At 70.1% G+C, this 26,242-nt stretch carries 25 protein-coding genes; 13 read left to right on the top strand and 12 right to left on the bottom strand.

Translation table 11 applies throughout. The features are described 5' to 3' along the window. Positions 1–4 precede the first annotated feature (4 nt). From glnA (ACFXMV_RS11070) to ACFXMV_RS11055, 4 genes are all read left to right on the top strand, one after another. On the top strand, positions 5–1,345 hold the full coding sequence (gene glnA / locus ACFXMV_RS11070) for a type I glutamate--ammonia ligase (protein ID WP_378501864.1): 1,341 nt from the start codon (positions 5–7) through the stop codon (positions 1,343–1,345). A gap of 6 nt (positions 1,346–1,351) precedes the next feature. Next, complete coding sequence (locus tag ACFXMV_RS11065; protein ID WP_378502997.1) at positions 1,352–4,366, top strand: bifunctional [glutamine synthetase] adenylyltransferase/[glutamine synthetase]-adenylyl-L-tyrosine phosphorylase; 3,015 nt, start codon at positions 1,352–1,354, stop codon at positions 4,364–4,366. Between the two features lie 129 nt (positions 4,367–4,495). Further along, positions 4,496–4,885 carry a hypothetical protein gene (locus ACFXMV_RS11060; protein WP_378500940.1) on the top strand — a complete coding sequence of 130 codons (390 nt, stop codon included), beginning with the start codon at positions 4,496–4,498 and terminating at the stop codon, positions 4,883–4,885. Positions 4,886–5,139: 254 nt separating this feature from the next. After that, positions 5,140–5,670, top strand: a complete 531-nt coding sequence (locus ACFXMV_RS11055; RefSeq protein WP_378500941.1) for a C40 family peptidase — start codon at positions 5,140–5,142, stop codon at positions 5,668–5,670. A gap of 76 nt (positions 5,671–5,746) precedes the next feature. On the opposite strand, the gene glnA (ACFXMV_RS11050) is transcribed toward ACFXMV_RS11055, so the two are convergent. Then, positions 5,747–7,183, bottom strand: coding sequence for a type I glutamate--ammonia ligase (gene glnA, locus ACFXMV_RS11050; protein ID WP_378500942.1), 1,437 nt, complete (start codon positions 7,181–7,183; stop codon positions 5,747–5,749). A 193-nt stretch (positions 7,184–7,376) separates the two neighbouring features. Between glnA (ACFXMV_RS11050) and ACFXMV_RS11045 the strand changes: the two genes are divergently transcribed. After that, complete coding sequence (locus ACFXMV_RS11045) at positions 7,377–7,853, top strand: RDD family protein (RefSeq protein WP_378500943.1); 477 nt, start codon at positions 7,377–7,379, stop codon at positions 7,851–7,853. Between the two features lie 69 nt (positions 7,854–7,922). Here the strand turns inward: ACFXMV_RS11045 and ACFXMV_RS11040 are convergent, their stop codons facing one another. From ACFXMV_RS11040 to sucB, 5 genes are all read right to left on the bottom strand, one after another. Beyond that, positions 7,923–8,663 (bottom strand): DUF4191 domain-containing protein, encoded by a 741-nt coding sequence (locus ACFXMV_RS11040; protein ID WP_378502996.1) that lies wholly within the window; start codon positions 8,661–8,663, stop codon positions 7,923–7,925. Between the two features lie 55 nt (positions 8,664–8,718). Then, positions 8,719–9,732, bottom strand: coding sequence for a lipoyl synthase (gene lipA, locus ACFXMV_RS11035; RefSeq protein WP_378502995.1), 1,014 nt, complete (start codon positions 9,730–9,732; stop codon positions 8,719–8,721). Between the two features lie 81 nt (positions 9,733–9,813). Then, complete coding sequence (gene lipB / locus ACFXMV_RS11030; RefSeq protein WP_378501001.1) at positions 9,814–10,578, bottom strand: lipoyl(octanoyl) transferase LipB; 765 nt, start codon at positions 10,576–10,578, stop codon at positions 9,814–9,816. Positions 10,579–10,635: 57 nt separating this feature from the next. After that, positions 10,636–11,526: a TIGR01777 family oxidoreductase gene (locus ACFXMV_RS11025; RefSeq protein ID WP_378501000.1), complete on the bottom strand. Its 891-nt coding sequence runs from the start codon at positions 11,524–11,526 to the stop codon at positions 10,636–10,638. 103 nt (positions 11,527–11,629) lie between these two features. Beyond that, positions 11,630–13,381, bottom strand: coding sequence for a 2-oxoglutarate dehydrogenase, E2 component, dihydrolipoamide succinyltransferase (gene sucB, locus ACFXMV_RS11020; protein ID WP_378500999.1), 1,752 nt, complete (start codon positions 13,379–13,381; stop codon positions 11,630–11,632). Positions 13,382–13,635: 254 nt separating this feature from the next. On the opposite strand from sucB, the gene ACFXMV_RS11015 reads away from it, so the two are divergent. Further along, positions 13,636–13,974, top strand: coding sequence for an oxidoreductase (locus ACFXMV_RS11015; RefSeq protein WP_378500998.1), 339 nt, complete (start codon positions 13,636–13,638; stop codon positions 13,972–13,974). Between the two features lie 52 nt (positions 13,975–14,026). Here the strand turns inward: ACFXMV_RS11015 and ACFXMV_RS11010 are convergent, their stop codons facing one another. Further along, positions 14,027–15,565, bottom strand: a complete 1,539-nt coding sequence (locus ACFXMV_RS11010; protein WP_378501255.1) for a leucyl aminopeptidase — start codon at positions 15,563–15,565, stop codon at positions 14,027–14,029. An 83-nt stretch (positions 15,566–15,648) separates the two neighbouring features. Between ACFXMV_RS11010 and gcvT the strand changes: the two genes are divergently transcribed. From gcvT to ACFXMV_RS10995, 3 genes are all read left to right on the top strand, one after another. After that, on the top strand, positions 15,649–16,749 hold the full coding sequence (gcvT, locus tag ACFXMV_RS11005; protein ID WP_378501256.1) for a glycine cleavage system aminomethyltransferase GcvT: 1,101 nt from the start codon (positions 15,649–15,651) through the stop codon (positions 16,747–16,749). Between the two features lie 32 nt (positions 16,750–16,781). Beyond that, positions 16,782–17,885 (top strand): branched-chain amino acid aminotransferase, encoded by a 1,104-nt coding sequence (locus ACFXMV_RS11000; protein WP_378501257.1) that lies wholly within the window; start codon positions 16,782–16,784, stop codon positions 17,883–17,885. Positions 17,886–18,069: 184 nt separating this feature from the next. Continuing rightward, entirely contained in the window at positions 18,070–18,942 is an 873-nt protein-coding gene (locus ACFXMV_RS10995) for an SGNH/GDSL hydrolase family protein (protein ID WP_378501258.1), read from the top strand. A gap of 64 nt (positions 18,943–19,006) precedes the next feature. Here ACFXMV_RS10995 and ACFXMV_RS10990 read toward each other — a convergent pair whose 3' ends face one another. The 4 genes from ACFXMV_RS10990 to ACFXMV_RS10975 are packed head-to-tail and all read right to left on the bottom strand — an operon-like array spanning position 19,007 to position 22,430. Beyond that, positions 19,007–19,777, bottom strand: a complete 771-nt coding sequence (locus ACFXMV_RS10990; protein ID WP_378500588.1) for an adenosylcobinamide-GDP ribazoletransferase — start codon at positions 19,775–19,777, stop codon at positions 19,007–19,009. A 2-nt stretch (positions 19,778–19,779) separates the two neighbouring features. Continuing rightward, the gene (gene cobT / locus ACFXMV_RS10985; protein ID WP_378500589.1) at positions 19,780–20,871 is read right to left on the bottom strand and encodes a nicotinate-nucleotide--dimethylbenzimidazole phosphoribosyltransferase; all 1,092 of its coding nucleotides are present in this window, start codon (positions 20,869–20,871) and stop codon (positions 19,780–19,782) included. A 26-nt stretch (positions 20,872–20,897) separates the two neighbouring features. Further along, complete coding sequence (locus ACFXMV_RS10980; RefSeq protein ID WP_378500590.1) at positions 20,898–21,452, bottom strand: bifunctional adenosylcobinamide kinase/adenosylcobinamide-phosphate guanylyltransferase; 555 nt, start codon at positions 21,450–21,452, stop codon at positions 20,898–20,900. 3 nt (positions 21,453–21,455) lie between these two features. Further along, complete coding sequence (locus ACFXMV_RS10975) at positions 21,456–22,430, bottom strand: GlxA family transcriptional regulator (protein WP_378502994.1); 975 nt, start codon at positions 22,428–22,430, stop codon at positions 21,456–21,458. A gap of 84 nt (positions 22,431–22,514) precedes the next feature. On the opposite strand from ACFXMV_RS10975, the gene ACFXMV_RS10970 reads away from it, so the two are divergent. Further along, positions 22,515–22,652 (top strand): hypothetical protein, encoded by a 138-nt coding sequence (locus tag ACFXMV_RS10970; protein WP_378500592.1) that lies wholly within the window; start codon positions 22,515–22,517, stop codon positions 22,650–22,652. A 10-nt stretch (positions 22,653–22,662) separates the two neighbouring features. Here the strand turns inward: ACFXMV_RS10970 and ACFXMV_RS10965 are convergent, their stop codons facing one another. Continuing rightward, complete coding sequence (locus tag ACFXMV_RS10965; protein WP_378500593.1) at positions 22,663–23,319, bottom strand: DUF3043 domain-containing protein; 657 nt, start codon at positions 23,317–23,319, stop codon at positions 22,663–22,665. 112 nt (positions 23,320–23,431) lie between these two features. Here ACFXMV_RS10965 and ACFXMV_RS10960 point away from each other — a divergent pair, with 112 nt between their 5' ends. The 3 genes from ACFXMV_RS10960 to ACFXMV_RS10950 all read left to right on the top strand — a co-directional run bounded on the left by ACFXMV_RS10960 (position 23,432) and on the right by ACFXMV_RS10950 (position 26,183). Then, positions 23,432–24,508 carry a glycerate kinase gene (locus tag ACFXMV_RS10960; RefSeq protein WP_378500594.1) on the top strand — a complete coding sequence of 359 codons (1,077 nt, stop codon included), beginning with the start codon at positions 23,432–23,434 and terminating at the stop codon, positions 24,506–24,508. A gap of 160 nt (positions 24,509–24,668) precedes the next feature. Next, positions 24,669–25,037: a HesB/IscA family protein gene (locus tag ACFXMV_RS10955; RefSeq protein WP_378500595.1), complete on the top strand. Its 369-nt coding sequence runs from the start codon at positions 24,669–24,671 to the stop codon at positions 25,035–25,037. Between the two features lie 183 nt (positions 25,038–25,220). Continuing rightward, positions 25,221–26,183: a carbohydrate kinase family protein gene (locus ACFXMV_RS10950; RefSeq protein WP_378500596.1), complete on the top strand. Its 963-nt coding sequence runs from the start codon at positions 25,221–25,223 to the stop codon at positions 26,181–26,183. Positions 26,184–26,242: the final 59 nt, after the last annotated feature.

Here is a 26,242-nt window from a genome sequence, read left to right as displayed (position 1 = left end):
GGACATGGATCGCCAAAAGGAATTCGTGCTCCGCACCCTCGAAGAGCGCGACATCCGTTTTGTCCGACTGTGGTTCACCGATGTACTCGGCTACCTGAAGTCGGTGGCGATCGCGCCTGCCGAACTCGAGGGCGCCTTCAGCGAGGGCATCGGATTCGACGGCTCAGCCATCGAGGGCTTCTCGCGGGTCTCGGAGGCGGACACCGTCGCCAAGCCCGACCCCTCGACGTTCCAGATCCTGCCGTGGGCGCACAAGGACGGCGCGCAGCACTCGGCGCGCATGTTCTGCGACATCGCCATGCCGGACGGGACGCCGTCGTGGGCGGACCCGCGGCACGTGCTGCGCAGGCAGCTGGGTAAGGCCAGCGACCTCGGGTTCAGCTGCTATGTGCATCCCGAGATCGAGTTCTTCCTGCTCGAGAACGGTCCGGTCGACGGCTCCCCGCCGGTCCCGGCGGACAGTGGCGGCTACTTCGACCAGGCCGTGCACGACTCCGCGCCGAACTTCCGCAGGCACGCCATCGACGCGCTCGAGTCGATGGGCATCTCCGTCGAGTTCAGCCACCACGAGGCCGCGCCCGGACAGCAGGAGATCGACCTCCGTTACGCCGACGCGCTGTCCATGGCGGACAACGTGATGACCTTCCGTTACATCGTGAAGGAGGTGGCGATCAACGAGGGCGTACGGGCCACCTTCATGCCCAAGCCGTTCAGCGATCAGGCCGGCTCCGCGATGCACACCCACATGAGCCTGTTCGAGGGCGAGAACAACGCCTTCCACAACCCGGATGACCCGATGCAGCTCTCGGACACCGGCAAGGCGTTCATCGCGGGCATTCTCGAGCACGCGAGCGAGATCAGTGCGGTCACCAACCAGTGGGTGAACTCCTACAAGCGCCTGATCCACGGTGGCGAGGCACCTACCGCGGCATCGTGGGGCCCGTCGAACCGTTCGGCCCTGATCCGGGTGCCGATGTACACGCCGAACAAGGCGTCCTCGCGTCGCGTCGAGATCCGCAGCCCAGACTCGGCGTGCAACCCCTACCTCACCTTCGCGGTGCTGCTGGCCGCGGGCCTGCGCGGTATCGAGAAGGGGTACGAGCTGCCGCCGGAGGCCGAGGACGACGTGTGGGCGCTGACCTCAGCCGAGCGTCGCGCGATGGGCTACAAGGAGCTGCCGGGCAGCCTCGACGAGGCGCTGCGCGAGATGGAGCGCTCCGAGTTGGTCGCAGAGGCGTTGGGCGAGCACGTGTTCGACTTCTTCCTGCGCAACAAGCGACGCGAGTGGGAGGAATATCGCAGCCAGGTGACCCCGTTCGAGCTCAAGACCTACCTCGGTCTGTAAGCGACGATGGTCAAGCCACCTACTGCCCGTTCCACTATTCCCAGCGTCGGCCGCCTCGGCCTCGTCGAGCCGACCGCGGCGGACGAGCTCACCGAACTCGACTGGGCCAACCCGGAGAGCCTGGAGCTGCTCTGGGCGCTCTCCCGCGCCGCGAACGCGGACCTGGCGCTGCGCACACTGGTCCGCGTCAAGGACCGCCTCGGCGATGATTGGGCGGAGCTCGACGCCGAACTCCGCACTGATACCGCGCTGCGCGGAAGGCTTTTCGGGCTGATCGGCGCGTCGAGCGCATTCGGCGACCACATCGTCGCCGACCCGGTGGGTTGGCGGTTGCTGGCGGGGGAGGTCTCGCTGCCGAGCCGGGACGAGCTCACCGACGAGTTGCTGGCCAGTGTGAAGGCCACGCCCGACGGCAGCGCGTCCGAGACCAACCTGGTGTATCGCGCGGGTGTCACCGGCCCTGCCGCGATCGCCGCGCTCCGCAAGACGTACCGGGACCAGCTGATGGTGCTGGCCGCCTCCGACCTGGCGGCCACCGTGGAGAACGAGCCGGTGCTGCCCTACCAGACGGTCGGGCGCCAGCTCTCCGACATGGCCGACGCCGCGCTCACCGGGGCACTCGCCGTCGCCGTCGCCGAGATCTATCCGGACGGACCGTGTCCGGCCCGGCTCGCCGTGATCGCGATGGGCAAATGCGGTGCGCGCGAACTGAACTACGTGAGCGACGTCGACGTGGTGTTCGTGGCCGAGCCATCGGACGCGTCCACCAGCAGGCTCGCGGGCGAGCTGATCCGGGTGGGTTCGGCCGCCTACTTCGAGGTGGACGCGGCGCTGCGGCCCGAGGGCAAGCGCGGCGAGCTGGTGCGCACCCTCGACTCGCACATCGCGTACTACAAGCGCTGGGCCAAGACCTGGGAGTTCCAGGCGCTACTCAAGGCGCGTCCGTCGACCGGTGACCTCGAGCTCGGCGACCGCTACGTCGACGCGCTGAGCCCGATGGTGTGGACGGCCTCCGAGCGCGAGGACTTCGTCGTCGACCTGCAGGCCATGCGGCGCCGGGTCGAGGAGATGGTGCCGCCGGAGCTGCGCGAACGGGAGATCAAGCTCGGTCGCGGTAGCCTGCGCGACGTCGAATTCGCCGTCCAGTTGCTGCAATTGGTGCACGGGCGGGCTGACGAGTCGCTGCACGCGAAGGGCACCGTCGACGCGCTTGCCGCGCTGGCGGCCGGTGGCTACGTCGGACGCGACGACGCCGCGAACCTCACCGCGTCGTACGAGTTCCTCAGGTTGATCGAGCACCGCTTGCAGCTGCAGAAGCTCAAGCGCACGCACACGCTGCCGCCAGCGGACGACGAGGAGGCGTTGCGCTGGCTGGCCCGCGCCGCGCACATGCGTCCGGATGGTCAGAAGGATGCGCTCGGCGTCCTCAATGCGGAGGTCAAGCGCAACGCGCACCGGATCCGCCGCCTGCACGCCAAGCTCTTCTACCGTCCGCTGCTGGAATCGGTTGCCCGGCTGGACAAGGACGCGATGCGGTTGAGCCCGGACGCGGCGACGCGTCAGCTCGCCGCGCTCGGCTATACCGTGCCGGAGAACGCGCTCGGTCACCTGAAGGCGCTGACGGGCGGCGCCTCACGGAAGGGTCGGATCCAGGCCCTGCTGCTGCCGACACTGCTCGAATGGCTCAGTGACACACCCGATCCCGACGCCGGCCTGCTGGCATACCGCAGGCTGTCCGAGGCCATGCACGAGCAGGACTGGTTTCTCCGCGTCCTGCGCGACGAGGGTGCGGTGGCCCAGCGGCTGATGATCGTGCTCGGGTCGTCCGCGTACATCCCGGACCTGCTGATCAAGGCGCCGGACGTGCTGCGGCTGTTCGCCGACGGTCCGACCGGACCCCGTCTGCTCGACGTCGACCCGGACGAGGTCGCCCGCGGAATCCTGTCCTCCTCGGCGCGCTACGACGATCCGGCGCGTGCGGTCGGAGCCGCGCGCTCGCTGCGTCGGCACGAGTTGGCCCGGGTGGCCTCGGCTGACGTGCTCGGAATGCTCGACGTGCCGCAGGTGTGCCGCGCGCTCTCGTCCGTGTGGGCGGCGGTCCTCGGTGCCGCGCTGGATGCGGTGATCCGGGCCAGCGAGACCGAACTGGGCGGACCCGCGCCCGCGTCGTTCGCGGTGATCGGGATGGGCAGGCTCGGCGGCGGGGAGCTCGGCTACGGCTCGGATGCCGACGTGTTGTTCGTGTGTGAACCCAGGCCCGGCGAGGACGAGGTCCGGGCGGTCAAGTGGGCCAACAGCATTGCGGATCGGGTGCAGAAGTTGCTCGGTGCGCCGAGCACGGATCCTCCGCTCGAGGTGGACACCGGACTGCGCCCCGAGGGCCGCAACGGGCCACTGGTGCGGACGCTCGCGTCGTACGAGGCGTACTACCGACAGTGGGCACAGGCCTGGGAGATCCAGGCGCTGTTGCGCGCGCACACGGCCGCCGGAGACGAGGACCTCGGCCTGCGGTTCCTGCACATGATCGACCAGACCCGGTATCCGGAGGGCGGGGTCTCCGAACAGGCGGTCCGCGAGATCAGGCGGATCAAGGCGCGGGTCGACTCGGAGCGGCTGCCGCGCGGCGCCGACCCGGCCACCCACACCAAGCTCGGCCGCGGCGGTCTGGCCGACGTGGAGTGGACGGTCCAGCTGATCCAGCTCCGGCACGCCCACGACGTGCCGTCCCTGCACAACACCTCCACCCTCGAGACGCTGGATGCGATCGGTGCGGCGGAGCTGATGAGCGAGACGGACATCGAGCTGCTACGCGAGGCCTGGCTCACCGCGACCAAGGCGCGCAACGCGCTGGTGTTGGTGCGCGGCAAGGCGACCGACCAGTTGCCGGGACCGGGCCGCGTGTTGTCCGCTGTCGCGCAGGTCGCGGGGTGGAACAGCGGCGACGCGGGGGAGTTCCTGGACAACTACCTGCGGGTGACGCGGCGGGCAAAGGCCGTCGTGGAGCACACTTTCGGCGCCTGACCGAGCCTCCGGCAGCGGTGCCGCGGGCGGGGTCCGGCAGCGCGCTGCGGCGGTTCTCCCACCCCGCGACGCCACCGGACCCTACGATCGGATTCTGACTCGTCCTTCGTCGGCAAGGTGGGGATCGAAATGAACCGAGTGACTCGAGCGTCCGCTTCCGCCCTGTTCGCCGCGGCGGTGATCGCCGGAGCGGGCACCGCGCACGCCAGCCCGATCGACCCGAACGACGGCCTGGCTGGGCAACTGGTCCCTGGGGTACACCAGGTCGATCAGAAACAAGCGGCGCTGGACAACATGCTCAACGAGCTCAACCTCGGCTGGGCCAACGGAGGGGCAGCCGGAACGGCGATCGGCGCGGCCATCGGCCTCGGCGTGGGATGCCTCTCGATGTTCCCCGGCAGCCTGGCAGGCTGCATGATCGGCCTCCCGACCGGTGCCGTCACCGGTGCGCTCGTCGGCATCGGCAACGGCAACCCCAAGGCGCAGAAGGCGATCGAGGACTACATCAACACGCCGTGATGCGCGTGTCCGGGTAGCGCGGCGCACATGGCCGAGGCGCCAATCGTGAGGAGTGAGGCCGTACCGACCGGGGAGTCGGTACGGTTTCAGGCCGGGTAACCCGACCATAACGAACAGGTACCCGGTTATCACGAAACGGGTACCGATCCGGGTAGTTCTCCCGATGTTTCGAATAGGTAACGAAGAGACTCTGGGTTCCGACACCCGACCGATCCACACGAGGTATCGGTCATCGGAACCCGGAGGACCCTCGTATGGGCAACAATCGCCTGCAGAAGAACAACCGACTCACCCGTGGCCTGCTGCTGGGTGCGATCACCGTCGGGGCCTTGGCGGTCCCCGTCGCGCCCGCGATCGCGCAGCCGCTCACGATCCCGGGGGTGGGAGGCTTCGAGGTGCCGGGCATGCCGCCGGCCGGGTCGATCGCTCCCGAGGCAGTGGTCACGCACGGACAGCGCGCGGTCGACGCGGCGCAGACAAAGATCGGCGCACCCTATGTGTGGGGCGCGACAGGACCGGACACCTTCGACTGCTCGGGCCTGGTCCAGTGGGCGTACCGGCAGGCGGGAGTTTCCGTCCCGCGCACCACCTATGACCAGGTCAAGGGCGGATCGGCGGTCGGCAAGGGTGACCTGCAACCGGGCGACGTGGTGCTGTTCAACGGCGCCGAGCACGTGGGGCTGTACGCGGGCGGCGGCATGGTCGTGCACGCGTCCACGTCGGGTCAGCCGGTGAAGAAGGCGCCGCTGGACTCGATGCCGTTCTTCGCGGCCCGAAGGTACTGATCTCATGACAACGGCGCCCCAACCGAATGGTTGGGGCGCCGTTGTCGTCAGCTGAGATTCAGCCGTGCATCACGACTTACACGTCGTAGTACAGCTGGAACTCGTACGGGTGCGGCCGCAGGTTGACCGGGGCGATCTCCTGCTCACGCTTGAGCGAGATCCAGGTCTCGATCAGGTCGGTGGTGAACACGCCACCCTCGGTGAGGTAGTCGTGGTCGGCCTCGAGGCGGTCGATGACCGTCGCCAGGCTGGTGGGGGCCTGCGGGATGTTGCGGGCCTCCTCCGGCGGGAGCTCGTAGAGGTCCTTGTCGACCGGCGCCATCGGCTCGATCTTGTTCTTGATGCCGTCCAGGCCGGCCATCATCTGCGCGGCGAAGTTCAGGTACGGGTTGCCCGAGGAGTCCGGCGCGCGGAACTCGAGGCGCTTGGCCTTCGGGTTGTTGCCGGTGATCGGGATACGCACGGCCGCGGAGCGGTTGCGCTGGCTGTACACCAGGTTGATGGGGGCTTCGTAGCCCGGCACCAGGCGGTGGTACGAGTTGATGGTCGGGTTGGTGAAGGCCAGCAGCGACGGGGCGTGGTGCAGGATGCCGCCGATGTAGTGGCGCGCCATGTCGGACAGGCCCGCGTAGCCGGACTCGTCGTGGAACAGCGGCTTGCCGTCCTTCCACAGCGACTGGTGCACGTGCATGCCCGAGCCGTTGTCGCCGAAGAGCGGCTTCGGCATGAAGGTGGCCGACTTGCCGTGCTGCCAGGCGGTGTTCTTCACGATGTACTTGAACAGCTGCAGGTCATCTGCGGCCGCGAGCAGCGTGTTGAACTTGTAGTTGATCTCCTGCTGGCCGCCGGTGCCCACCTCGTGGTGTCCACGCTCGAGCTCGAAGCCCGCGTTCTGCAGGTTGGTGGAGATCTCGTCACGCAGGTCGACGTAGTGGTCGTACGGGGCGACGGGGAAGTAGCCGCCCTTGGCGCGGACCTTGTAGCCGAGGTTCGGGCTGCCGTCGGCGTTGACCTCGTTGCCGGTGTTCCAGGAACCCGAGACGGAGTCGACCTCGTAGAACGCGCCGTTCATGCCGGAGTCGTAGCGAACCGAGTCGAAGATGTAGAACTCGGCCTCGGCGCCGAAGAAGGCGGTGTCGGCGATGCCGGTGCTGACCAAGTACTCCTCGGCCTTGCGCGCGACGTTACGCGGGTCGCGGCTGTAGGACTCACGGGTGAACGGGTCGTGCACGAAGAAGTTGATGTTCAGCGTCTTGGCGGCGCGGAACGGGTCGATCTGAGCGGTCGTGACGTCGGGCAGGAGCATCATGTCCGACTCGTGGATCGACTGGAAACCGCGGACGGACGAACCGTCGAACGCGAGTCCATCCTCGAAGACGTCCTTGTTGAAGGCGGACGCCGGGATCGAGAAGTGCTGCTGAACGCCCGGCAGGTCGCTGAACCGGATGTCGACGTACTCGATCTTCTCGTCGGCGATGTAGTTGATGACCTCTTCGGCCGTGGTGAACGCCACGCGTGTGCTCCTTCAGTTGGTGCCTGCCATTGTTCAGTACGGCGGCTTAGCTCGACACAGACGGTATGGACTCGGTGTTGCCCAGCAATCAAGTCCATGTTTCGGCAGTGTTACACGTCTCGATGGAAGACATAGATCACACCCTCCCTAGGCCATCGGGATCGGCCCGCCACGCTGGGCCTATCCTGGATGCATGGCGCGAATGACCGGATCCTGGCTCTCTGGCCCCTCGGCGGCCCTCCCCAAGGGTGAGGACGGCACCGAGAACTTCTACAAGGGCGAGCGCCTCGGATTGCCCGAGGCGGGTCCCGGCTCGTTGGTCGGTACCGGCCGTCGGCTCGCGGCCTTCATGATCGACTGGCTGATGGGCGGCGGCGTCGCCCTGCTGTTCCTCGGCGGAGACGCGCTCGACGGCCGGCTCGGCAGCGTGATCCTGATGGTCTGGTTCGTCGTCGGCGTGGTCACCGTGTCGCTGTTCTCGTTCACCCCGGGTCAGTACTGCGTGGGGTTGCAGGTGGCCCGTGTCGACGGCCCGGTGCCGGTCGGCATCGTGCGGGCGCTGGCCCGGCAGGTGCTGCTGGTGTTCGTCGTCCCCGCGTTGATCACCGACCTCGACGGTCGCGGCATGCACGACCGCGCCACCGGCACCGCGCTGGTGCGCTCGCGCTAGCCCGCACCCGAAAACGAAGTGCCCTCGACGTGATTCACGTACGAGGGCACTTCGGTTGTGAGGGGAGCGTCAGCGCCTGCGCATGGTGCGCTGGACGCCCTTCATCTTGGCGCCGCCGGGCAGCGGGCCCTTCGGCATCGCCGGGCCGCCGCGCGCCCCGAGCGCCGCGAGTCGCGCCTCGATCGAGTCCATCCGCTTGGAGTCGATGTTCTTCGGCAGCTTCGACAGGTACTTCTGCAGCTGCGACAGCGGAACCTGGCCCTCGTCGTTGCCGATGATGATGTCGTAGATCGGGGTGTCGCCGACCAGCCGCGCGGTCTTCTTCTTCTCCTGCGCGAGAAGGGACTTCAGCCGCTGCGGCGAACCCTCGGCAACCAGGATGACGCCGGGCCTGCCGATCACCCGGTGCACGGCGTCGAGCTGGGTGGTGCCTGCGATCGCGTTGGTGACACGCCAGCCGCCCTGCAGGTTGTCCAGTGCCCACGCACCGGCACCGGCCTGACCCTCGGCCTTGCCGTACACGGTCTTCTGCACTCGCCTGCCGAAGATGATGAACGCGCCGAGCACGCCGAGCAGGATGCCGATCGGCAGCAGGAACCACTGGATCCCGAAGATGAGGCCGACCAGGAAGAACACCACGGCGAGGCCGACGACGGCACCGATCATCAGGGGCAGCAGCAGCTTGTCTTCCTTGCGCTGCATCTGGAAGGCCTGCCAGAGCTGGCTCCTGCGCTCCTTCGATGCCTTCTTACGGGCCGCTTTCGCCGCGGCCTTCGCCTCTTTGGTGGGCTTGCCCTTGCCGTTCGCCATACGTCACAGGATACGTCCCTGGCCGAAGGCGAACCGCACCCGAGTGGCGGTCGGGTCAGGCGCGGGCGAGCCGAGCCATCAGCGAGCTGGCTTCCTGCGAGGCGCTGCCGCCGTCGGCGAGATGTGCCTGGCCCTCGGGCAGCTCGCGGCCGTGGTGCGCCATCGCCTGCGCGTAGAGGCGACCGGCCCGGTACGAGGAGCGGACCAGCGGCCCGGCCATCACACCCGCGAAGCCGAGCTCGGTGGCGAACTCGGAGTGCTCGACGAATTCCTCCGGCTTGACCCAGCGCTCGACGGGGTGGTGCCGAGGCGAGGGACGCAGGTACTGGGTGATGGTGATGATGTCGCAGCCGGCCTCATGCAGGTCGACCAGCGCCTGACGAATCTCCTCGGGGGTCTCGCCCATGCCGAGGATCAGGTTCGACTTGGTGACCAGACCGAAGTCGCGGGCGGCGGTGATGACGCCAAGCGAACGCTCGTACCGGAACGCCGGACGAATGCGCTTGAAGATCCGCGGGACCGTCTCGACGTTGTGCGCGAGCACCTCCGGCCGCGACTCGAACACCTCGGCCAGCAGGTCTGGCTTGCCGTTGAAGTCGGGGATCAGGTTCTCGACGCCGGTGCCCGGGTTCAGGGCGTGGATCTGACGGACCGTCTCGGCGTACAGCCAGGCGCCGCCGTCCTCGAGGTCGTCGCGGGCGACGCCGGTGATCGTCGAGTACCGCAGGCCCATCGCTTGCACGGACTCGGCGACCCGTCGCGGCTCGTCGCGGTCGAGCGCATCCGGCTTGCCGGTGTCGATCTGGCAGAAATCGCAACGGCGGGTGCACTGTTCACCGCCGATGAGGAACGTCGCCTCGCGGTCTTCCCAGCACTCGTAGATGTTGGGGCAGCCGGCCTCTTCACAGACCGTGTGCAGACCCTCCCGCTTGACCAGACCCTTGAGCTCGGAGTACTCCGGGCCCATCTTGGCTCGGGTCTTGATCCAGTTGGGTTTGCGTTCGATGGGGGTCTCCGCGTTTCGGATCTCGATACGGAGCAGCTTGCGTCCTTCTGGGGCCACAGTCACGGCTCCGATGCTACGCCCGGCGCGATGGCGCGCGGCGACCGGGATGGCGTCGGACGAGCGGGAGAGAGCAGGGAATTCGCGTCAGACGAACCGGTGCGTGGTGAACTCGGCTGGCGCCGCAGCGGCCGCCTCGTCGAACGTGATGCGCTCGATGTCGTGCACGGCGACCTCGAGTTCACCGTCGAGCGCAGCGGTGACCGCGGCGACGACCGCGGGGGTGATCTCGGCGACGGTGACCGCGCGCCCGAGTTCGCGGGTGAGCGAGGTGACCCCGGCGTCGGGGATACCGCACGGGATGATCTCGTCGAAGGCCCCGAGGTTCGCGTCGCAGTTGATGGCGAAGCCGTGCATGGCCACCCCGCGCTGCATGCGCACGCCGATCGCGGCGATCTTGCGTTCGGGCAGCCAGGTTCCGCCGGTCAGCGAGGCGGGCAGCCACACCCCGGAGCGGCCCTCGACGCGTCCGCACTCGATGCCGAGACCGGTGCAGACGGAGATCAGCGCCTCCTCGATGCGTCGGACGTAGTTCACCACGTCGACCGGCACGGCGAGCTTGACGATCGGGTAGCCGACCAACTGTCCGGGGCCGTGCCAGGTGATCTTGCCGCCACGGTCCACGTCGATCACCGGGGTGCCGTCGGCGGGCCGGTCCTCCGGGGCGGTGCGTCGCCCGGCGGTGTACACCGACGGATGCTCGAGCAGCAGCATGGTGTCGCGTCCGCGATCGTCGGCCCGATCGAGGGCGAGTTCGCGCTGCAGGTCCCACGCCGCCAGGTAGTCGAGGATGCCGAGGTTCCTCACCTCGAGGGGATCTGTGCTGAACCGAACCGAGGAAGTGGCGCCCATGGGGCACACGTTACGCCGGACCCGCCGGGCGGCTCGGTGTGGTCCCGGCGACCGGGTTCAGTCCGACAGCGCGGCGTCGATGGCCTCGCCGATGGTGTTGTGGTGGAACGTGAACCCGGCATTCTCCAGCGCCACCGGGAGTGCCCGCTGTCCGGTCAGCGCGACCTCGTCCGCGATCTCGCCGACCAGGGCGCGCACCGCGAATCCGGGCACCACCCACGGCGTCGGGCGGTGCAGGGCCCGGCCCAGCTCGGCGGTGAAGCACGCGTTGGTGGCGGGCGAGGGCCCGGCGAGGTTCACCGGGCCGCTCATGGTCTCGGTGCGCAGCGCGAACCCGATCGCGCTCAGCTCGTCCTCGAGCGAGATCCAGGACAGGTACTGCCGTCCGGTGCCGAGCCTGCCGCCGAGGCCGAGCCGGAACAGCGGACGCAGCCGGCCAAGCAGCCCGCCCCGAGGGGAGATCACGGCCGCGGTCCGCAGCAGCACCGTCCGCGCGCCGGCCTCGCGCGCGGGCGCGGTCGCCGCCTCCCAGTCCCGGCACAGGTCGGCCAGGAACCCGGATCCGGCAGGGGCCGTCTCGTCGACGATCCGCTCGCCGGTGTCGCCGTAGTAGCCGACCGCGCTGGCGTTGAGCAGCGTCGGCACACCGGCCGCGGCGACCGCTCGCGAGATCACGTCGGTGGAGGTGATCCTGCTGTCCCGCAGCGACTGCTTGAACGCACCGTTCCACCGCGTGTCGCCGAAATTGACTCCGCACAGGTTCACGACCGCGTCCGCGCCGGTGAGCGCGCGGTCGTCGACCTCGCCGAGTTCGGGCGCCCAGCGGAACTCATCGGGTCCCGCGGCCGTACGCCGCACCAGTCGCCGGACCTCGTGGCCGTCGGCCCGCAGCGTGGCCACAAGGGATGACCCGATCAAGCCGGACGAACCCGCGATTGTCACTCGCATCGTGCTGCCTCCTGACGCCGACGGGGGCACCATCGGTGATTCCGATGATGCCCCCGACGGGAGTGTCCGTGCTGCCGATCCACAGGCCGCCGGGCGTGGCGGGCTAGAGCCCCAGTTCCGCCTCGAACGATGCTTCCTCGAGCCGCTGCTTGATCGTGGTGAGGAACCGACCAGCGTCGGCGCCGTCGATCAGGCGGTGATCGTAGGTGAGCGGCAGGTAGCACATCGACCGGACGCCGATGGACTCGTTGCCGTTCTCGTCGGTGATCACCATGGGGCGCTTGACGATCGCACCGGTGCCGAGCATGGCGGCCTGCGGCGGCACCAGGATCGGGGTGTCGAACAGGGCGCCCTGGCTGCCGATGTTGGTGATCGTGAAGGTGCCGCCGGCCAGCTCGTCCGGCTTGAGGCCGCCGGAGCGGGCCCGCTTGGCGATGTCCGCGATCGCCCGGGCGAGCCCGGCCAGGGACAGGTCGCCCGCGTTGTGGATCACCGGGGAGAGCAGGCCCTGCTCGGTGTCCACCGCGATGCCCAGGTGCTCGGCCGCGTGGTACGTGATCTCCTTGGCGCCCTCGTTGTAGCTGGCGTTGACATTCGGGTGTGCGCCGAGTGCCTCGACCACGGCCTTCGCGAAGAACGGCAGGAAGGTCAGGTTCACCCCCTCGCGTTCGGCGAACCCGGCCTTGGCCTGGGCCCGCAGGGCGACGATCCGGGTGACGTCGACCTCGAAGGTCTGGGTCAGCTGCGCGGTGGTCTGCAGCGACTCCCGCGTCTTGACCGCCGTGATCTGGCGGATCCGGTTGACCTTCTGCGTGGTGCCGCGCAGGTGCGCGAGCTCGGGTCGGACGCCGGCCGCGGGTGCTGCGGCTGCCGGTGCTGCGGCTGCCGCGGGGGCAGCGGCCGGGGCCTTCTTGGCCTCGGCGGCGGCGAGCACGTCCTGCTTGCGGATGCGTCCACCGACACCGGTGCCGGTGACCGTCGACAGGTCGACGTTGTTGTCGGTGGCCAGCTTCCGGACCAGGGGGGTCACGTACGGGCTGGCGTCGCCGGCCGGTGCGGGCGCCGGAGCGGGAGCTGCGGGAGCCGGAGCCGGAGCGGCGGCCACGGGAGCGGCAGGCGCCGGGGCAGCAGCAGGGGCGGGCGGTGCCGGGGGGGCCGGCGGCGCGGCAGGGGCTGCGGGCGCGGGGGGAGCAGGCGGCGCGGCAGGGGCTGCAGGCGCGGCGGCGGGGGCACCCGAACCGATGACAGCGAGCTGGCCGCCGACCGGGACGGTGTCGTCCTCCTGGGCGCTGATCTCGAGCAGCGTGCCCGCGACGGGCGACGGGATCTCGGTGTCGACCTTGTCGGTCGAGACCTCGAGCAAGGGCTCGTCGACGGCAACCGAGTCGCCGACGGCCTTCAGCCACCGGGTGACGGTGCCCTCGGTGACGGACTCGCCGAGTTCCGGCATGGTGATCGGGGTTCCCGACGCGGGTGCGGCAGGCGCGGGTGCGGCGGGTGCTTCTGCGGCAGGCGCGGCGGGCGCGGGTGCGGCGGGTGCTTCTGCGGCGGGCGCGGGTGCAGCAGGCGCGGCCGGTGCGGCGGGCTCCGGGGCGGCTGCGGGTGCGGCGGCTTCGCCTGCCGCGCCGATGACCGCGAGCTCTCCGCCGATCTCGACGGTCTCATCCTCGTGCGCGACGATCTTGGTCAGCACGCCTGCCACCGGGGAAGGGATCTCGGTGTCGACCTTGTCAGTGGAGACCTCGAGCAAGGGCTCGTCGACTTCGACCGTATCTCCTTCCTGCTTGAGCCACCTCGTGACAGTCCCCTCGGTAACGCTCTCACCAAGAGCTGGCATCTGGACGGAGAAGGCCATGCTTTTGACTCCTCGACAGTTGTGTTCGGGTTGTTGAGTTTTGCCGACTTGTGGTCGAAAACCATTGTGCGGGTCGTACAGGGTCCACGGGGCGTGTTGCGACCGCGAACCTCGCGGTCCCATCCTGTCATTGATCGGTTTCGCCCGTCCTATGAGGGCCTCGTCACAAGTTCCACATTCGCTTCTCAGCTAGCCCTGGCAAACTTGAAACTGGACAGAACGGGCGGTTGCGCCACGGCGGGAGGAGGTAGGACGTGGGTCTTTTCAGCAGGCTCTCGAGGGGACGGGCGGGGTCCGGCAGGCACGGCACGCACGGGGCGGATGCCCAATACCTGGCGAACTGGGTGCGCACGCACATCGGTGTGGAGGCCTACGTCGAGCCGCAGACGACCGTCACTCCGGTCACCGTCGTGCTCGTCGCGAACGACGGGGAGTGGACGCGCCGCCCCGTCGGCGGGGCGCACGGCGCCCGCCGACTCGGAGAGGATCTGCACATCCCCGTCTATGACGTCCACAAGACCGGGTATCCGCAGCGGATGCGCGACTACGACGCCCGGCAGAAGATCCTCCGCAACCGCGCCCGCGAGGCCTGACGGCCCGTGCGCGGCCAACGGGTCTATGGACCCGTCAACCGCGCACGGGGCGTCAGCCCTGCTCGTCGATGTCCTCGAGCACGCTGATCAGTGTCCGCACCGGAACGCCTGTACCGCCCTTGCCGGTGTAGCCGAACGGCCCGCCGGTGTTGTACGCGGGACCGGCGACGTCGATATGCGCCCACTGCACGCCCTCGGCGACGAACTCCTTGAGGTAGATCGCGGCGGCGAGCATGCCGCCCCACCGGTGGTTGGTGACGTTGGCAAGGTCCGCGACCTTCGAGTTGAGGTCCGCGCGCAGCTCGGCGGGAAGCGGCATCGCCCAACCGTTCTCGCCGACCTGCTGCGAGATGCGGGCCACCCGATCACGGAACTCGTCGGTACCCATGACGCCGGGGGTGCGGTTGCCGAGTGCCACCATCTGCGCACCGGTCAGGGTCGCGGTGTCGATCAGGTAGTCGGGGTTCTCCTCGCAGGCCCGCACCATCGCGTCGGCCAGGACCAGCCGTCCCTCGGCGTCGGTGTTGATGACCTCGACCGTGGTGCCGCCGTACTGGGTGAGCACGTCGCCGGGACGCTGGGCGGTGCTCGACGGCATGTTCTCGGCCATCGGCACCCACGCGTCGACGCCGACCTTCAGCCCGAGCTTCGCGGCCAGCACGACCGTCGCGACGACGGCAGCCGCGCCGCCCATGTCGGAGGTCATGTTCTCCATGCCCGCGGCCGGCTTGATCGAGATGCCACCGGTGTCGAAGGTGATGCCCTTGCCGACCAGTGCCACCGACTTGCCGCCCGATCCCTTGTGGGTGAGCCGGACCAGTCGCGGCTGACGCGAGGATCCCTTGCCGACGCCGAGGATGCCGCCGTAGCCGCCCTTCTCGAGCGCCTTCTCGTCGAGGATCTCCACCTCGAGTCCGGCTGTCGTGCCGAGCGCCTTGGCGCGGGCGGCGAACTCCTCCGGGTAGAGGTGGCTCGGCGGGGTGTTCACGAACTCACGCGCGGTGGCGACGGCCTCCGCGATCGCGGCGGACCGGGCGAGCGTGGCCTCGGACTCCTTGTCGGCCGGTGCCTCGACAAGCAGCTTCACGCGCGCGAGCGGCTTCCCGTTCTCCTTCGGGGCCGACTTGGCCGACTTGAACCGGGTGAAGGCATACGCGCCGAGGTAGAAGCCCTCCGCCGCCGCGCCGAGGTCGAGGCCGGACAGCGTGGTCGCCGCGACGGCGGTCCCGGCCAGCGCGCGAGCGGCGGCGCCAGCGGACTCGCGGATCTGGTCGGCGTCGACGTCGTCGGGGGCGCCGAGCCCCACCGCGAGGATGCTGTCGACGCCCGCCCCCGCCGGTGCCGGGATCCGGGTCAGCTCCTCCGCCTTGCCGGTTGCCCCCACCGCCACCAGTCCGGCGAGCACCGCCTCGGCGGTCGCGTCGTCGAGCGCCTCGCCGACCGATGCCTCCGGTCCGTCGGTTCCCGTGGTCAGGCCGATAACGAGGACCTCCACCTGCTCTGCGACGTGCACGTCCCTCTCATCGGCGACGGTGCCGGCCAGCGCGAGTTCGGGGCCGAGCGGTGATGTGGGGGTCTTGGCGGCACTCACTTCGATCTCCTGATCTGTTGGTGAACAACTGCGCGCCAACTCTAGTGCGGAGGGGGTACCACGGTCGGCTAGCGTTGACGCCCATGAGCGACGCAGAACTCTTGCAGGGCCCCCTCCGCGCGGTGCACGCCGAACTGGGTGCCACCTTCGCCCCGTTCGGCGGCTGGGAGATGCCGGTTTCGTATGCGGGTGTGGTGGCCGAGCACACCGCCGTCCGCGACACCGTCGGCGTCTTCGACGTCAGTCATCTGGGCAAGGCGCTCGTCGCGGGTCCGGGCGCGGCGGAGTTCGTGAACGCCTCTCTCACCAACGATCTGGGCAAGATCGGACCCGGCCAGGCGCAGTACACGCTGTGCGCCACCGAGGCAGGCGGCGTCACCGACGACTTGATCGTCTACTACGTCAGCGACGAGGAGATCTTCCTGGTCCCGAACGCCGCCAACACCGCGGCCGTCGTCGCCGAGCTGGCCGCCAAGGCGCCTGCGGGGATCACGGTGACCGACCAGCATCGCGACTTCGGCGTGCTCGCGGTGCAGGGCCCGAAGTCCGCGGAAATCCTTGCCGCGCTCGGACTTCCATCGGACATGGGCTACATGGAATTCGCCGACGCCGCCTTCGGGGGTGTCACGGTCCGGGTCTGCCGCACCGGGTACACCGGCGAGCACGGCTACGAACTGCTGCCCGCGTGGGACGACTGCGAAAAGGTGTTCCGCGCGCTCGTCGCCGAGGTCCGCGCGGCGGGCGGGGAGGTCGCCGGACTCGGTGCCCGCGACACCCTGCGCACCGAGGCGGGCTACCCGCTGCACGGACACGAACTGTCGACGGAGATCTCGCCGCTGCAGGCGCGCTGCGGCTGGGCGATCGGGTGGAAGAAGCCGGAGTTCTGGGGCCGCGCCGCGCTGGTCGCGGAGAAGGAGGCCGGACCCGCCCGCAAGATGTGGGGCATCAAGGCGCTCGATCGCGGCGTGCTGCGCCAGGGCCAGACCGTCATGCGTGACGGCGCCCCGATCGGGGAGACGACGTCGGGCACCTTCTCGCCCACGCTCAAGGTCGGGATCGCGCTGGCGCTGCTCGATTCGGACGCGGGTGTCGGGGCGGGCGATCAGATCGAGGTCGACGTGCGTGGCCGGGCGTTGCGCTGCGAGGTCGTCAACCCACCGTTCGTCCCCGTGAACACCAAGTAACCGCCCCCACCCGGTTCGATAGGATTCCCGCCATGACTGGTGTTCTCGAGTTCACGCGCATCCCGCACCCCTCGCCCGCCACCGCCGCGGAGCGCGATCAGGTGCTGGCTGCTCCCGGGTTCGGGAAGCACTTCACCGATCACATGGTCACCATCGACTACACCGAGGGCGTCGGGTGGCACAGCCCGACCGTGCGACCGTACGGTCCGCTCTCGCTCGACCCGGCGGCCATGGTGCTGCACTACGGTCAGGCGATCTTCGAGGGCCTCAAGGCGTACCGCCAGCAGGACGGGTCCATCGCCTCGTTCCGGGTGACCGCGAATGCGGACCGGCTGCGTGCCTCGTCCCGCCGGATCGCGATGCCGGAGCTGCCCGACGAGCTGTTCCTCGCCTCGGTCACCGAGCTGCTCGCGGTGGACCGGGACTGGGTGCCCGCCGCGGGTGGCGAGGACTCGCTGTACCTGCGGCCGTTCATGATCTCGACCGAGGTCGGGCTCGGGGTGCGGCCTGCGACCGAGTATCGGTACCTGCTGATCGCCTCGCCCGCGGGCGCGTATTTCCCGCGCGGGGTCAAGCCGGTGAGCGTGTGGTTGTCCACCGAGTACGTGCGCGCGGCTCCCGGCGGCACCGGCGCGGCGAAGTTCGCAGGCAACTACGCGGCATCGCTGGTCGCGCAGGCACAGGCGGCCGAGGAGGGCTGCGACCAGGTGGTGTGGCTCGACGCGAACGAGCACCGCTACGTCGAGGAGATGGGCGGGATGAACCTGTTCTTCGTCTTCGGGTCCGGCTCGTCCGCCCGCCTGGTGACCCCCGAGTTGTCCGGTGCGCTGCTGCCCGGCATCACCCGTAACTCCCTCCTGACGCTGGCGGCCGATGCGGGGTTCGCGGTCGAGGAGCGCCGGATCAGCACCGACGAGTGGCGCGAGAAGGCCGGCTCCGGTGAGATCACCGAGGTGTTCGCCTGTGGCACCGCCGCGGTCATCACCCCGGTCGGCACGGTGAAGTCGGCCTCGGGCGAGTTCACCATCGGCGACGGCGAGCCGGGCGAGGTCACGATGGCCTTGCGCGACACCCTCACCGGGATCCAGCGCGGCACCTTCGCCGACACCCACGGGTGGATGACGGCGCTGGCCTGAGATACGGCCGCTCTCTCGGTCCTACCCGACCTCCCGGACGCCACGCAGCGTCGCGTTTCCACGTGGCGCAAATTCCGGGACGGTTGGTGTCCGATTTCACTCTTGCGCGGCATTGTGTGCCGTGTCACAGTTCCTGCCGAGCCGTTACTGTCCGGTAACTTGGCTGATCGACAGGAGCTTCTAGATGGTATCCACTCTCCGTACGCGGATCACCGCTGCAACCCTTGCCGCGTGCACCGTGGGCGTCGCCCTCGCGACGGCCATCCCCGCCCAGGCCGCCCCGGCTACCGGCCCCTACGTCGCCCTCGGCGACAGCTACAGCGCCGGGTCCGGCATCCTGCCTCCCGACCTCACCGTCACCCCGGCTTGCCTGCGGACCACCCGCAACTACCCGAACCTCGTCGCCGACGCCCTCGGGGTCGCGTCCTTCACCGACGCCACCTGCGGCGGCGCGAAGACCCAGGACTTCTACGAAGCCCAGTACCCCAGCCTGAAGCCGCAGCTCGACGCCGTCAAAGCCGACACCAAACTGGTCACCCTGACCATCGGCGGCAACAACAACGACACCCTCGTCAAGACGATCGCCGCCTGCATGAGCGCGGGTAGCGCGAGCCTCGGCTTCGGTAGCCCCTGCACGAAAATCTACGGCGACCGCTTCGTGAACGACGTCCTCAACAAGACGTACCCCGACGTGAAGAAGGCCCTCGAGGACATTCACGCCAAGGCGCCGTCCGCGGAGGTCGCCATCGTCGGATACCCGCAGGTCATGCCCGCCGATAATTCCAACTGCTTCCTGACGATGCCGATCGCCAAGGGCGATGTGGCCTACGTCAACAACATCCAGAACACCGTTAACAACGTCATCAAGCGTGCCGCTGACGAGACGGGCACCACCTTCGTCGACATGTCGTCGTCCGTGGGCCACGACGCGTGCAAGCCCATCGGCACCCGCTGGGTCGAGCCGGCCGCCTGGGGTCTGAACACGGTCCCGATCCACCCCAACGCGCTCGGCATGCAGAAGATGGCCGACCAGGTCATCGCCAAGATCGGCGGCTGACGCACCAGCCGGACTCGGCAACCGCAGCGACCATCCACAACGGTCGCTGCGGTTGCCGCCGGACTCAGCCGCCGAGCACGAACCCGACGGCGACCATCGTCACCGTCACCTCGACCGCAGCGCCGAGCACGTCGCCCGTGACGCCGCCGAACCGGCGGACGCAATGCCGGGTCAGCAGTGCCGCCACCGTGAGGGCAGCGGCGACGACCAGCGGTCCCTGCCACCAGCGCTCCGGCACCGCCAAGGCCGCCCCCGCGACCAGGAGCAGGGACCATCCCGCGCACGCCAGGCGGCCCTGACCGTCGGCGACCAGCGCACCGAAGCCGGTCGGTCCTGCGGCAGGCACCCCGCGACGGCAGGCGAGCACCACCGCCACCCGGCCCGCAGCCACCGCGACGACGATCGCGGCCCACTGCCCGGACTGGGCCAGCGAGCCGAACGAGAGTGCCTGCGCGCCAACGCAGACGATGAGCGCGACCACGCCGAACGGGCCGATGCCCCCGCCGCGCATCACCTCGAGCGCACGCTCCGGCGGGCCGTAGCAGCCGAGCCCGTCGACGGTGTCGGCCAGCCCGTCGACGTGCATGCCGCGGGTGAGCAGCGCCAGCACGGCCACCGCGACCAGCCCGGCCAGGCCCGGATCGAGCTCGGCCGAGAGCAGCGACCAGAGCAGGCCCGCGCAGGTCGCGCCGAGCAGCAGCCCGACCACCGGCGTCGCGGTGATCGCCCGGCGGCCCGCCGCCCGGTCGATCACCGGTTCGTCGGGGCCGTGGCGTCCGGGCAGCACCGTCAGCCAGGACAGCGCGAGCCGGACCCCGCCCAGCGCGGCGCCCACCGTCAGCGCGCTTCGGCTTCGGTTGTGTCGGATTCGGTGCTCACGCCCGCGTCGGTGAACGTCGCCATGTTCGCCAGGGTGGTGACCGCGGACTGCAGCACGGGCAGGGCCACCAGTGCTCCTGACCCCTCGCCGAGCCGCATGCCCAGTTCGAGGATCGGCTCGAGCCGCAGGTGCTTGAGTGCGATGGTGTGCGCGGGTTCGGTGGACCGGTGCCCGGCCACCCACCACTCGCGGGCGCCCGGCGCGAGGTCCTCCGCGACCATGGCGGCGGCCGTCACCACGACACCGTCGAGGATGACGGGGGTCCGGCGCAGTGCGGCCTGGGCCAGGAACCCGGCCATCGCCGCCAGGTCGGCGCCCGCGCCCACCCGCAGCAGCGCCACCGGGTCGGCGGTGACGGGTCGGACCCGGCGCATCGCGTCGCGGATGGCGGCGGTCTTGCGGCTCCATCCGGCGTCGTCGACGCCGGTGCCGCGGCCGACCGCGGCCACCGGTTCGGTGTTGGTCAGCGCGGCGATCAGCACCGTGGCGGGGGTGGTGTTGCCGATGCCCATCTCGCCCGCGATGAGCAGGTCGGCGCCCGCGTCGACCTCCTCGTCGGCGATCGCGCGCCCGGCGGTGATGGCCCGGAGCGTCTCCGACTCGCTGAGCGCATCCTCGCGGTCGATGGAGCCGCTGGAGCGTCGGACCTTATGCGCGGAGACGGCGGCGTCGGTGTCGGTCGCCACGGCGATGTCGACCACCCGGACTCCCGCCCCGGTCGTGGCGGCGAGCGCGTTCACGGCCGCGCCGCCCGCCTGGAAGTTGGCCACCATCTGTGCGGTCACCTCGGCGGGATACGCCGAGACGCCGTGCGCGGTGATGCCGTGGTCGCCTGCGAAGACCACCACCCGGGGGCGTTCGAACGGCCGGGGCGGGCACTGGCCCTGGCAGGCCGCCGCCCAGCCGCCGAGGGCCTCGAGCCGGCCGAGCGAGCCCGCGGGCTTGGTCAGCTGCTGCTGGCGGGCGTCCGCCGCGGCTGCCACGGCCTGGTCCGGCGGTGTGACGGTCTCGAAGACTGCCTCGGCCGGGGTGCCCGATTCGGTTGTCACAGTTGACCTCTCACTTCAGCAGGGTGTCACTTGAGTCTGGTGGCCAGTCCGGCCACCACCAGCAGCACCTCGTCGCAGACCTGCGCCATCCTCGCGTTGAGGGCGCCGATCTCGTCGCGGAACAGCCGGCCCGACCGGGTCTCCGGGATCACGCCGAGGCCCACCTCCGGGCTGACCACGACAAGTCTGCCGCGATGGTGGGCGACGGCGTCGACCAGGTCGTCGATGCGTGGGGCGAGGGTGCCTCGCGGGAGTTCCCAGGCCGCCGCCGCGTCCATCTCCGCGGTCAGCCAGGTGCCCAGGTCGTCGACCATGGTCGGGGTCGGGTCGGCGCGCAGCAGTTCGGCGAGCCCGGCGCCGGTGGCGCTCTCGACCGTGGTCCATTCCGGCGGGCGGCGGCGTCGGTGCGCCTCGATCCGCTGCTCCCAGTCGGCGTCGGAGGCGTCGAGGCAGGCCGTGGCGATGTAGCGGACGGCGGCCCCAGGCGAATCCATCAACGCCTCGGCGTGGCCGGACTTGCCGGATCGGGCCCCGCCCAGCACGAGGGTGCGCAGCGGGGGCGGCGGAGCGGGAGACGGCACGGGCTAGACGGTACCAACGGCCGGGGTGCGGGCACCGAACCGTCGTCGGTAGTCGGCGGGGGCCAGTCCGACCTGTCGGTGGAAGTGGTGGCGCAGCAGCGCGCCGGAACCGAACCCGCAGCGGCCCGCGATCTCCTCCAGCCCGAATCCGGTCTCCTCGAGGAGGTGCTGCGCCAGCAACACCCGTTGCGTCGTCAGCCATTTCACCGGGGTGGTGCCCGTCTCGGCCGCGAACTTCCGCGCGAACGTGCGGGTCGACATCGATGACCGCGCGGCCAGGTTCTCGACGCTGTGGGTGTCGCCGAGGTGCTCGCTCATCCACCGCAGGGTTTCGGTGATGCTGTCGTTGGCGCAGTCGACCACCGCCCGCTCGATGAATTGCCGCTGACCACCGTCCCGTTGCGGCGGCACCACCATGCGCCTGGCGATGGTGTTCGCGACGGCGCTGCCGAGTTCGCGCCGGACCAGGTGCAGGCAGGCGTCGATCCCGGCGGCGGTGCCCGCACTGGTGATGAGGGAGCCCTCGTCGACGAAGAGGACGTCGGGGTCGATGGTGGCAGCGGGGTAGGCCAGGGCCAGTTCGTCCACGTGTAACCAGTGGGTGGTGCACCTGCGTCCGTCGAGCAGGCCGGCGGCGCCGGCCAGGAACGCGCCCGAGCAGACCGTGAGGATGGTGGCGCCTGCGTCCGCGGCGTCGCGCAGCGCCGCGACCACATCCGGAGGGAAGTCGGCGCGCGACGCCGCGGCCGGGATGGCGACCAGGTCCGCGCCGCGCAGGCCGTCGAGTCCGTGCGCGGGGGTGATGGAGACGCCCGGGGTGGTGGATTGGAGCGGCACCTCCGCATCCGGCCCGCAGACCCGGAAGTCGAACGCGGGCACGCCCGCCGCGGTGCGGTCGGTGCCGAACACCTCGCAGACCACGCCGAATTCGAACATCGCGACGCGGTCGACGACGAGCACGGCGACGGAAGACAGCATGGGGAAAGTATATGGCGCGATATTGACGAAGTATGTCGTTGCTGCCACTGTTGGCCGCAAATCTATGGTCGCAAAATTGCAGCCATGACCACATTCATCGAGCGCGTGCTCAACTACTTTCGACCCGACGCCTCATCGGGTTCGGTGAACTACACCGATCGCGACGCCGAGCGACTGCTCGCCGACCTGGCGGCGGTACGGCACCGGGCGCCGCACAGCTGAGAGACGCGATTCAGACCGCGTCGCCGGGGGAGACCCGCGGCTGCGGGGCCCGCATCTTCCGGATCTGCGAGGCGCGGACGAACGCGTACCAGCCGAGCTTGAGGCCGCCGTCCTCGGTGTCGGGGAACCGTTCGCGGACCTGCCGGTTGATGGTGCGGCCCATGATGTACCCCTCGGCCAGCATGAACAGCATCAGCACCAGCATTCCCAGCGTGACGATCGACTGGATCGCGGGGCTCAGGAACATCGCCATGATCAGCAGCAGCGCCAGCGGCATGAACAGCCCGACCAGGTGCCTGCGGGAGTCGACGAGGTCGCGGACGTAGGCGCGCACGGGGCCCTTGTCGCGGGGCAGCAGGTACTTGTCCTCGCCCGCGAGCATCCGGGCGCGTCGGTCGGCGGCGGTCGCGCGGCGCTCAGCGGAGGCAACCTTGCGCTCCTCCTTGCTGCCCTGGTTCTGCTTGCGGCGCGCCCTGGCTTCCTTCGCGGTGAGCGGCGCGGGTGCGACCGGGCCGCGTCGCTTGCTCTCGGCCTCGCGGCGCTTCGGGGTCGGCCTGCCCTTGCCCTCGGTCTCGGACGTGGAGGTCGGTTCGACCGCGGTCGACGCGACGACCTCGCGGTCGCCGTTGTCGGGGGTGTCGGAGTTTCCTCGGCGCAGCAGCTTCACCCCTTCAGGTTACTTGCTGTGCGCGCCGCGATTCCCGCCCGTCCCGCCGGGGTTGTCGCCGCGGGCCGGTCGGTGCGCTGCCGGGCGGCGGCGCCGGTCCTACACTCTGCCGATGCGAGTGCTGATCGCGCCGGATTCGTTCGGCGACACCCTCACCGCGATGGCGGCCGCCGCGTCGATGGCGGCGGGCTGGTCCGCGGGCAGGCCCGGTGACGAGCTGACCCTGGCGCCGCAGTCCGACGGCGGACCCGGGTTCGTCGATGTGCTCGCGGCCCGGTTCGGCGAGCCGATCGCCGCGACCGTCGACGGCCCGCTCGGCGCGCCGGTGCGGGCGCGGTGGCTGGCGGCCGGGGACATCGCGTACGTCGAGTCGGCACAGGCGTGCGGGTTGGCGCTGCTCGGCGGGCCGCCGAACCCGCGGACCGCGGTCGCCGCGCACAGCCGCGGCGTCGGGCAGCTGATCGCCGCCGCCGTGGACGCGGGCGCGACCACGGTGGTGATTGGGCTCGGCGGCAGTGGCTGCACCGACGGCGGCAGGGGACTGGTCGAGGTGCTCGGTGGTGGGGCGGATGGCGCGGCCGTCGTGGCCGCGCGGGAGCGGCTGGCCGGGGTCCGGCTGATCGCCGCCACGGACGTGCGGAACCCCCTGCTCGGCGAGCACGGCGCCGCGTCGGTGTTCGGGCCCCAGAAGGGTGCCGACCGCGCGACCGTCGAGCTGCTGGAGCGCCGCAACGCGGAGTGGTCGCTGGTGCTCGAGTCGGCCGTCGGGCGCCGGGTCGCGGACGACGAGGGTGCGGGTGCGGCAGGCGGGATCGGGGCGGCACTGCTGGCGCTCGGCGCGACGAGGGAGTCGGGGGCCGCGGTGGTCGGGGCGCACACCGGGCAGCGGGCGTTGCTGGCGTCGGCCGACCTGGTGATCACGGGGGAGGGCCGGTTCGATCACCAGTCGCTGCACGGCAAGGTGGTGATCGCCCTGGCCGAGGCGGCAGCTCGGCAGGGCGTGCCGACGATCGTGATCGCGGGCCAGGTGCAGCTCGACGAGGGCGCGGCCCTGGGTGCGGGCCTGCTCGCGGCTTACTCGGTGACCGAGCACGCCGGCTCGGTGGACCTGGCGATGTCCGACGCGGCGGGCCAGCTGCGGGCGCTCACCGAGACGGTGGCTCGGCGGTGGCCACCCGCGGCGCGATGACCGGGCCGGTGGTGGCGCCGCCGCGGCAGGACACGGCACACTGGAGGCAACCACCCCGAGTCGACGGCGCCGTCAAGGTCGTCGGCGGCGTCAGGAATACTGCACGGCAGAGTACCGTTGAAGCGTTCACGGGTTTGGTACGAGCGAACAGGGAGAGCCCATGACTGTGCAGAACGAGACGACAGCCCCGGTCGAGACGGAAGCGCACAAGGTCACCATGACCGACGCCGCCGCGTCGAAGGCCAAGGCGCTGCTCGACCAGGAAGGTCGCGACGACCTCGCGCTGCGCATCGCTGTGCAGCCGGGCGGCTGCGCCGGACTGCGTTACCAGCTGTTCTTCGACGACCGGAACCTCGACGGTGACCTGATCGTCGACTTCGGCGGCGTCGCCCTCGCGGTCGACCGGATGAGCGCGCCGTACGTCGAGGGCGCCTCGATCGACTTCGTCGACACCATCGAGAAGCAGGGCTTCACGATCGACAACCCGAACGCCACCGGCTCCTGCGCCTGTGGAGACTCGTTCAACTGATCGACCCCGCGACGTGCGCGTCGCGTGAGTTCGTCGACACATTCTGACGCGGTGCCCCTCGGGGCCCGCGTCAGAGTCGTCTCCGGGGTGCGGCCGCCGGACGCTGTGGTCGCCGCGCCTGCGACCTGCCGGGTACCGTGGGCCTTTTGCGACACATGACGAACTACTGAGAGGTCTCTGCGCGTGACAATTGCGGTCACCGGCTCCATCGCCACCGATCACCTGATGCGGTTCCCCGGACGCTTCGCCGACCAGCTCCTCGCCGACCAGCTCAGCCATATCTCGCTGAGCTTCCTCGTCGACGACCTGGTGGTGCGCCGCGGTGGCGTCGGCGGCAACATCGCGTACGCGATGGGCGTCCTCGGCGGCACCCCGCTGCTAGTCGGAGCCGTCGGTGCCGACTTCGCCGAATACCAGGCCTGGCTGGAGGCCGCCGGGGTCAACTGCGACTCCGTGCACGTCTCCACCACCGCCCACACCGCGCGCTTCGTGTGCACCACCGACGAGGACATGGCGCAGATCGCGTCGTTCTACCCGGGTGCCATGAGCGAGGCCCGCGAGATCTCCCTCGCAGGCCTGGCGGAGGGTGTCGAGCTGGTCCTGATCGGCGCCAACGACCCCGCCGCGATGATCCGGCACACCGAGCAGTGCCGCGAGCTGGGGCTGCCGTTCGCGGCCGACCCCTCGCAGCAGCTCGCGCGCCTGTCCGGCGCGGAGGCGAAGGAACTGATCGGCGGGGCGAAGTACCTGTTCACGAACGAGTACGAGTGGGGCCTGCTGCTGCAGAAGACCGAGCTCACCGAGTCCGAGGTTGCGCAGCAGGTGGGGCTGCGGGTCACCACGCTCGGGTCCAAGGGGGTCGAGATCGTCGACCGCGAGGGCAACTTCATCCGCGTCGGCGTCGTGCCCGAGAAGGCGAAGGTGGATCCCACCGGCGTCGGCGACGCCTTCCGCGCCGGCTTCCTCACCGGACAGAGCGCGGGCCTGAGCCTCGAGCGGTCGGCACAGCTCGGCTCGCTGGTGGCGGTGCTGGTGCTCGAGACCGTCGGCACCCAGGAATGGACTCTCGACCGCGACGACGCCGTCAAGCGGCTCGCCGAGGCCTACGGCACCGAGGCCGCCGACGAGATCGGCGCCCTGCTCTAAGGCGGCTTCGCCGCCCGTGCGGGGGTGGGGGGGGCCGGGGCCCCGGCACCCCCCCCCCG

The sequence above is a fragment of the Rhodococcus sp. NPDC059179 genome (assembly GCF_042754885.1).
In the GTDB taxonomy this organism is placed as follows: domain Bacteria; phylum Actinomycetota; class Actinomycetes; order Mycobacteriales; family Mycobacteriaceae; genus Rhodococcus_G.
Note: the sequence above shows the minus strand (reverse complement) of the source record. Positions and strands in the feature narration are given on the sequence as shown.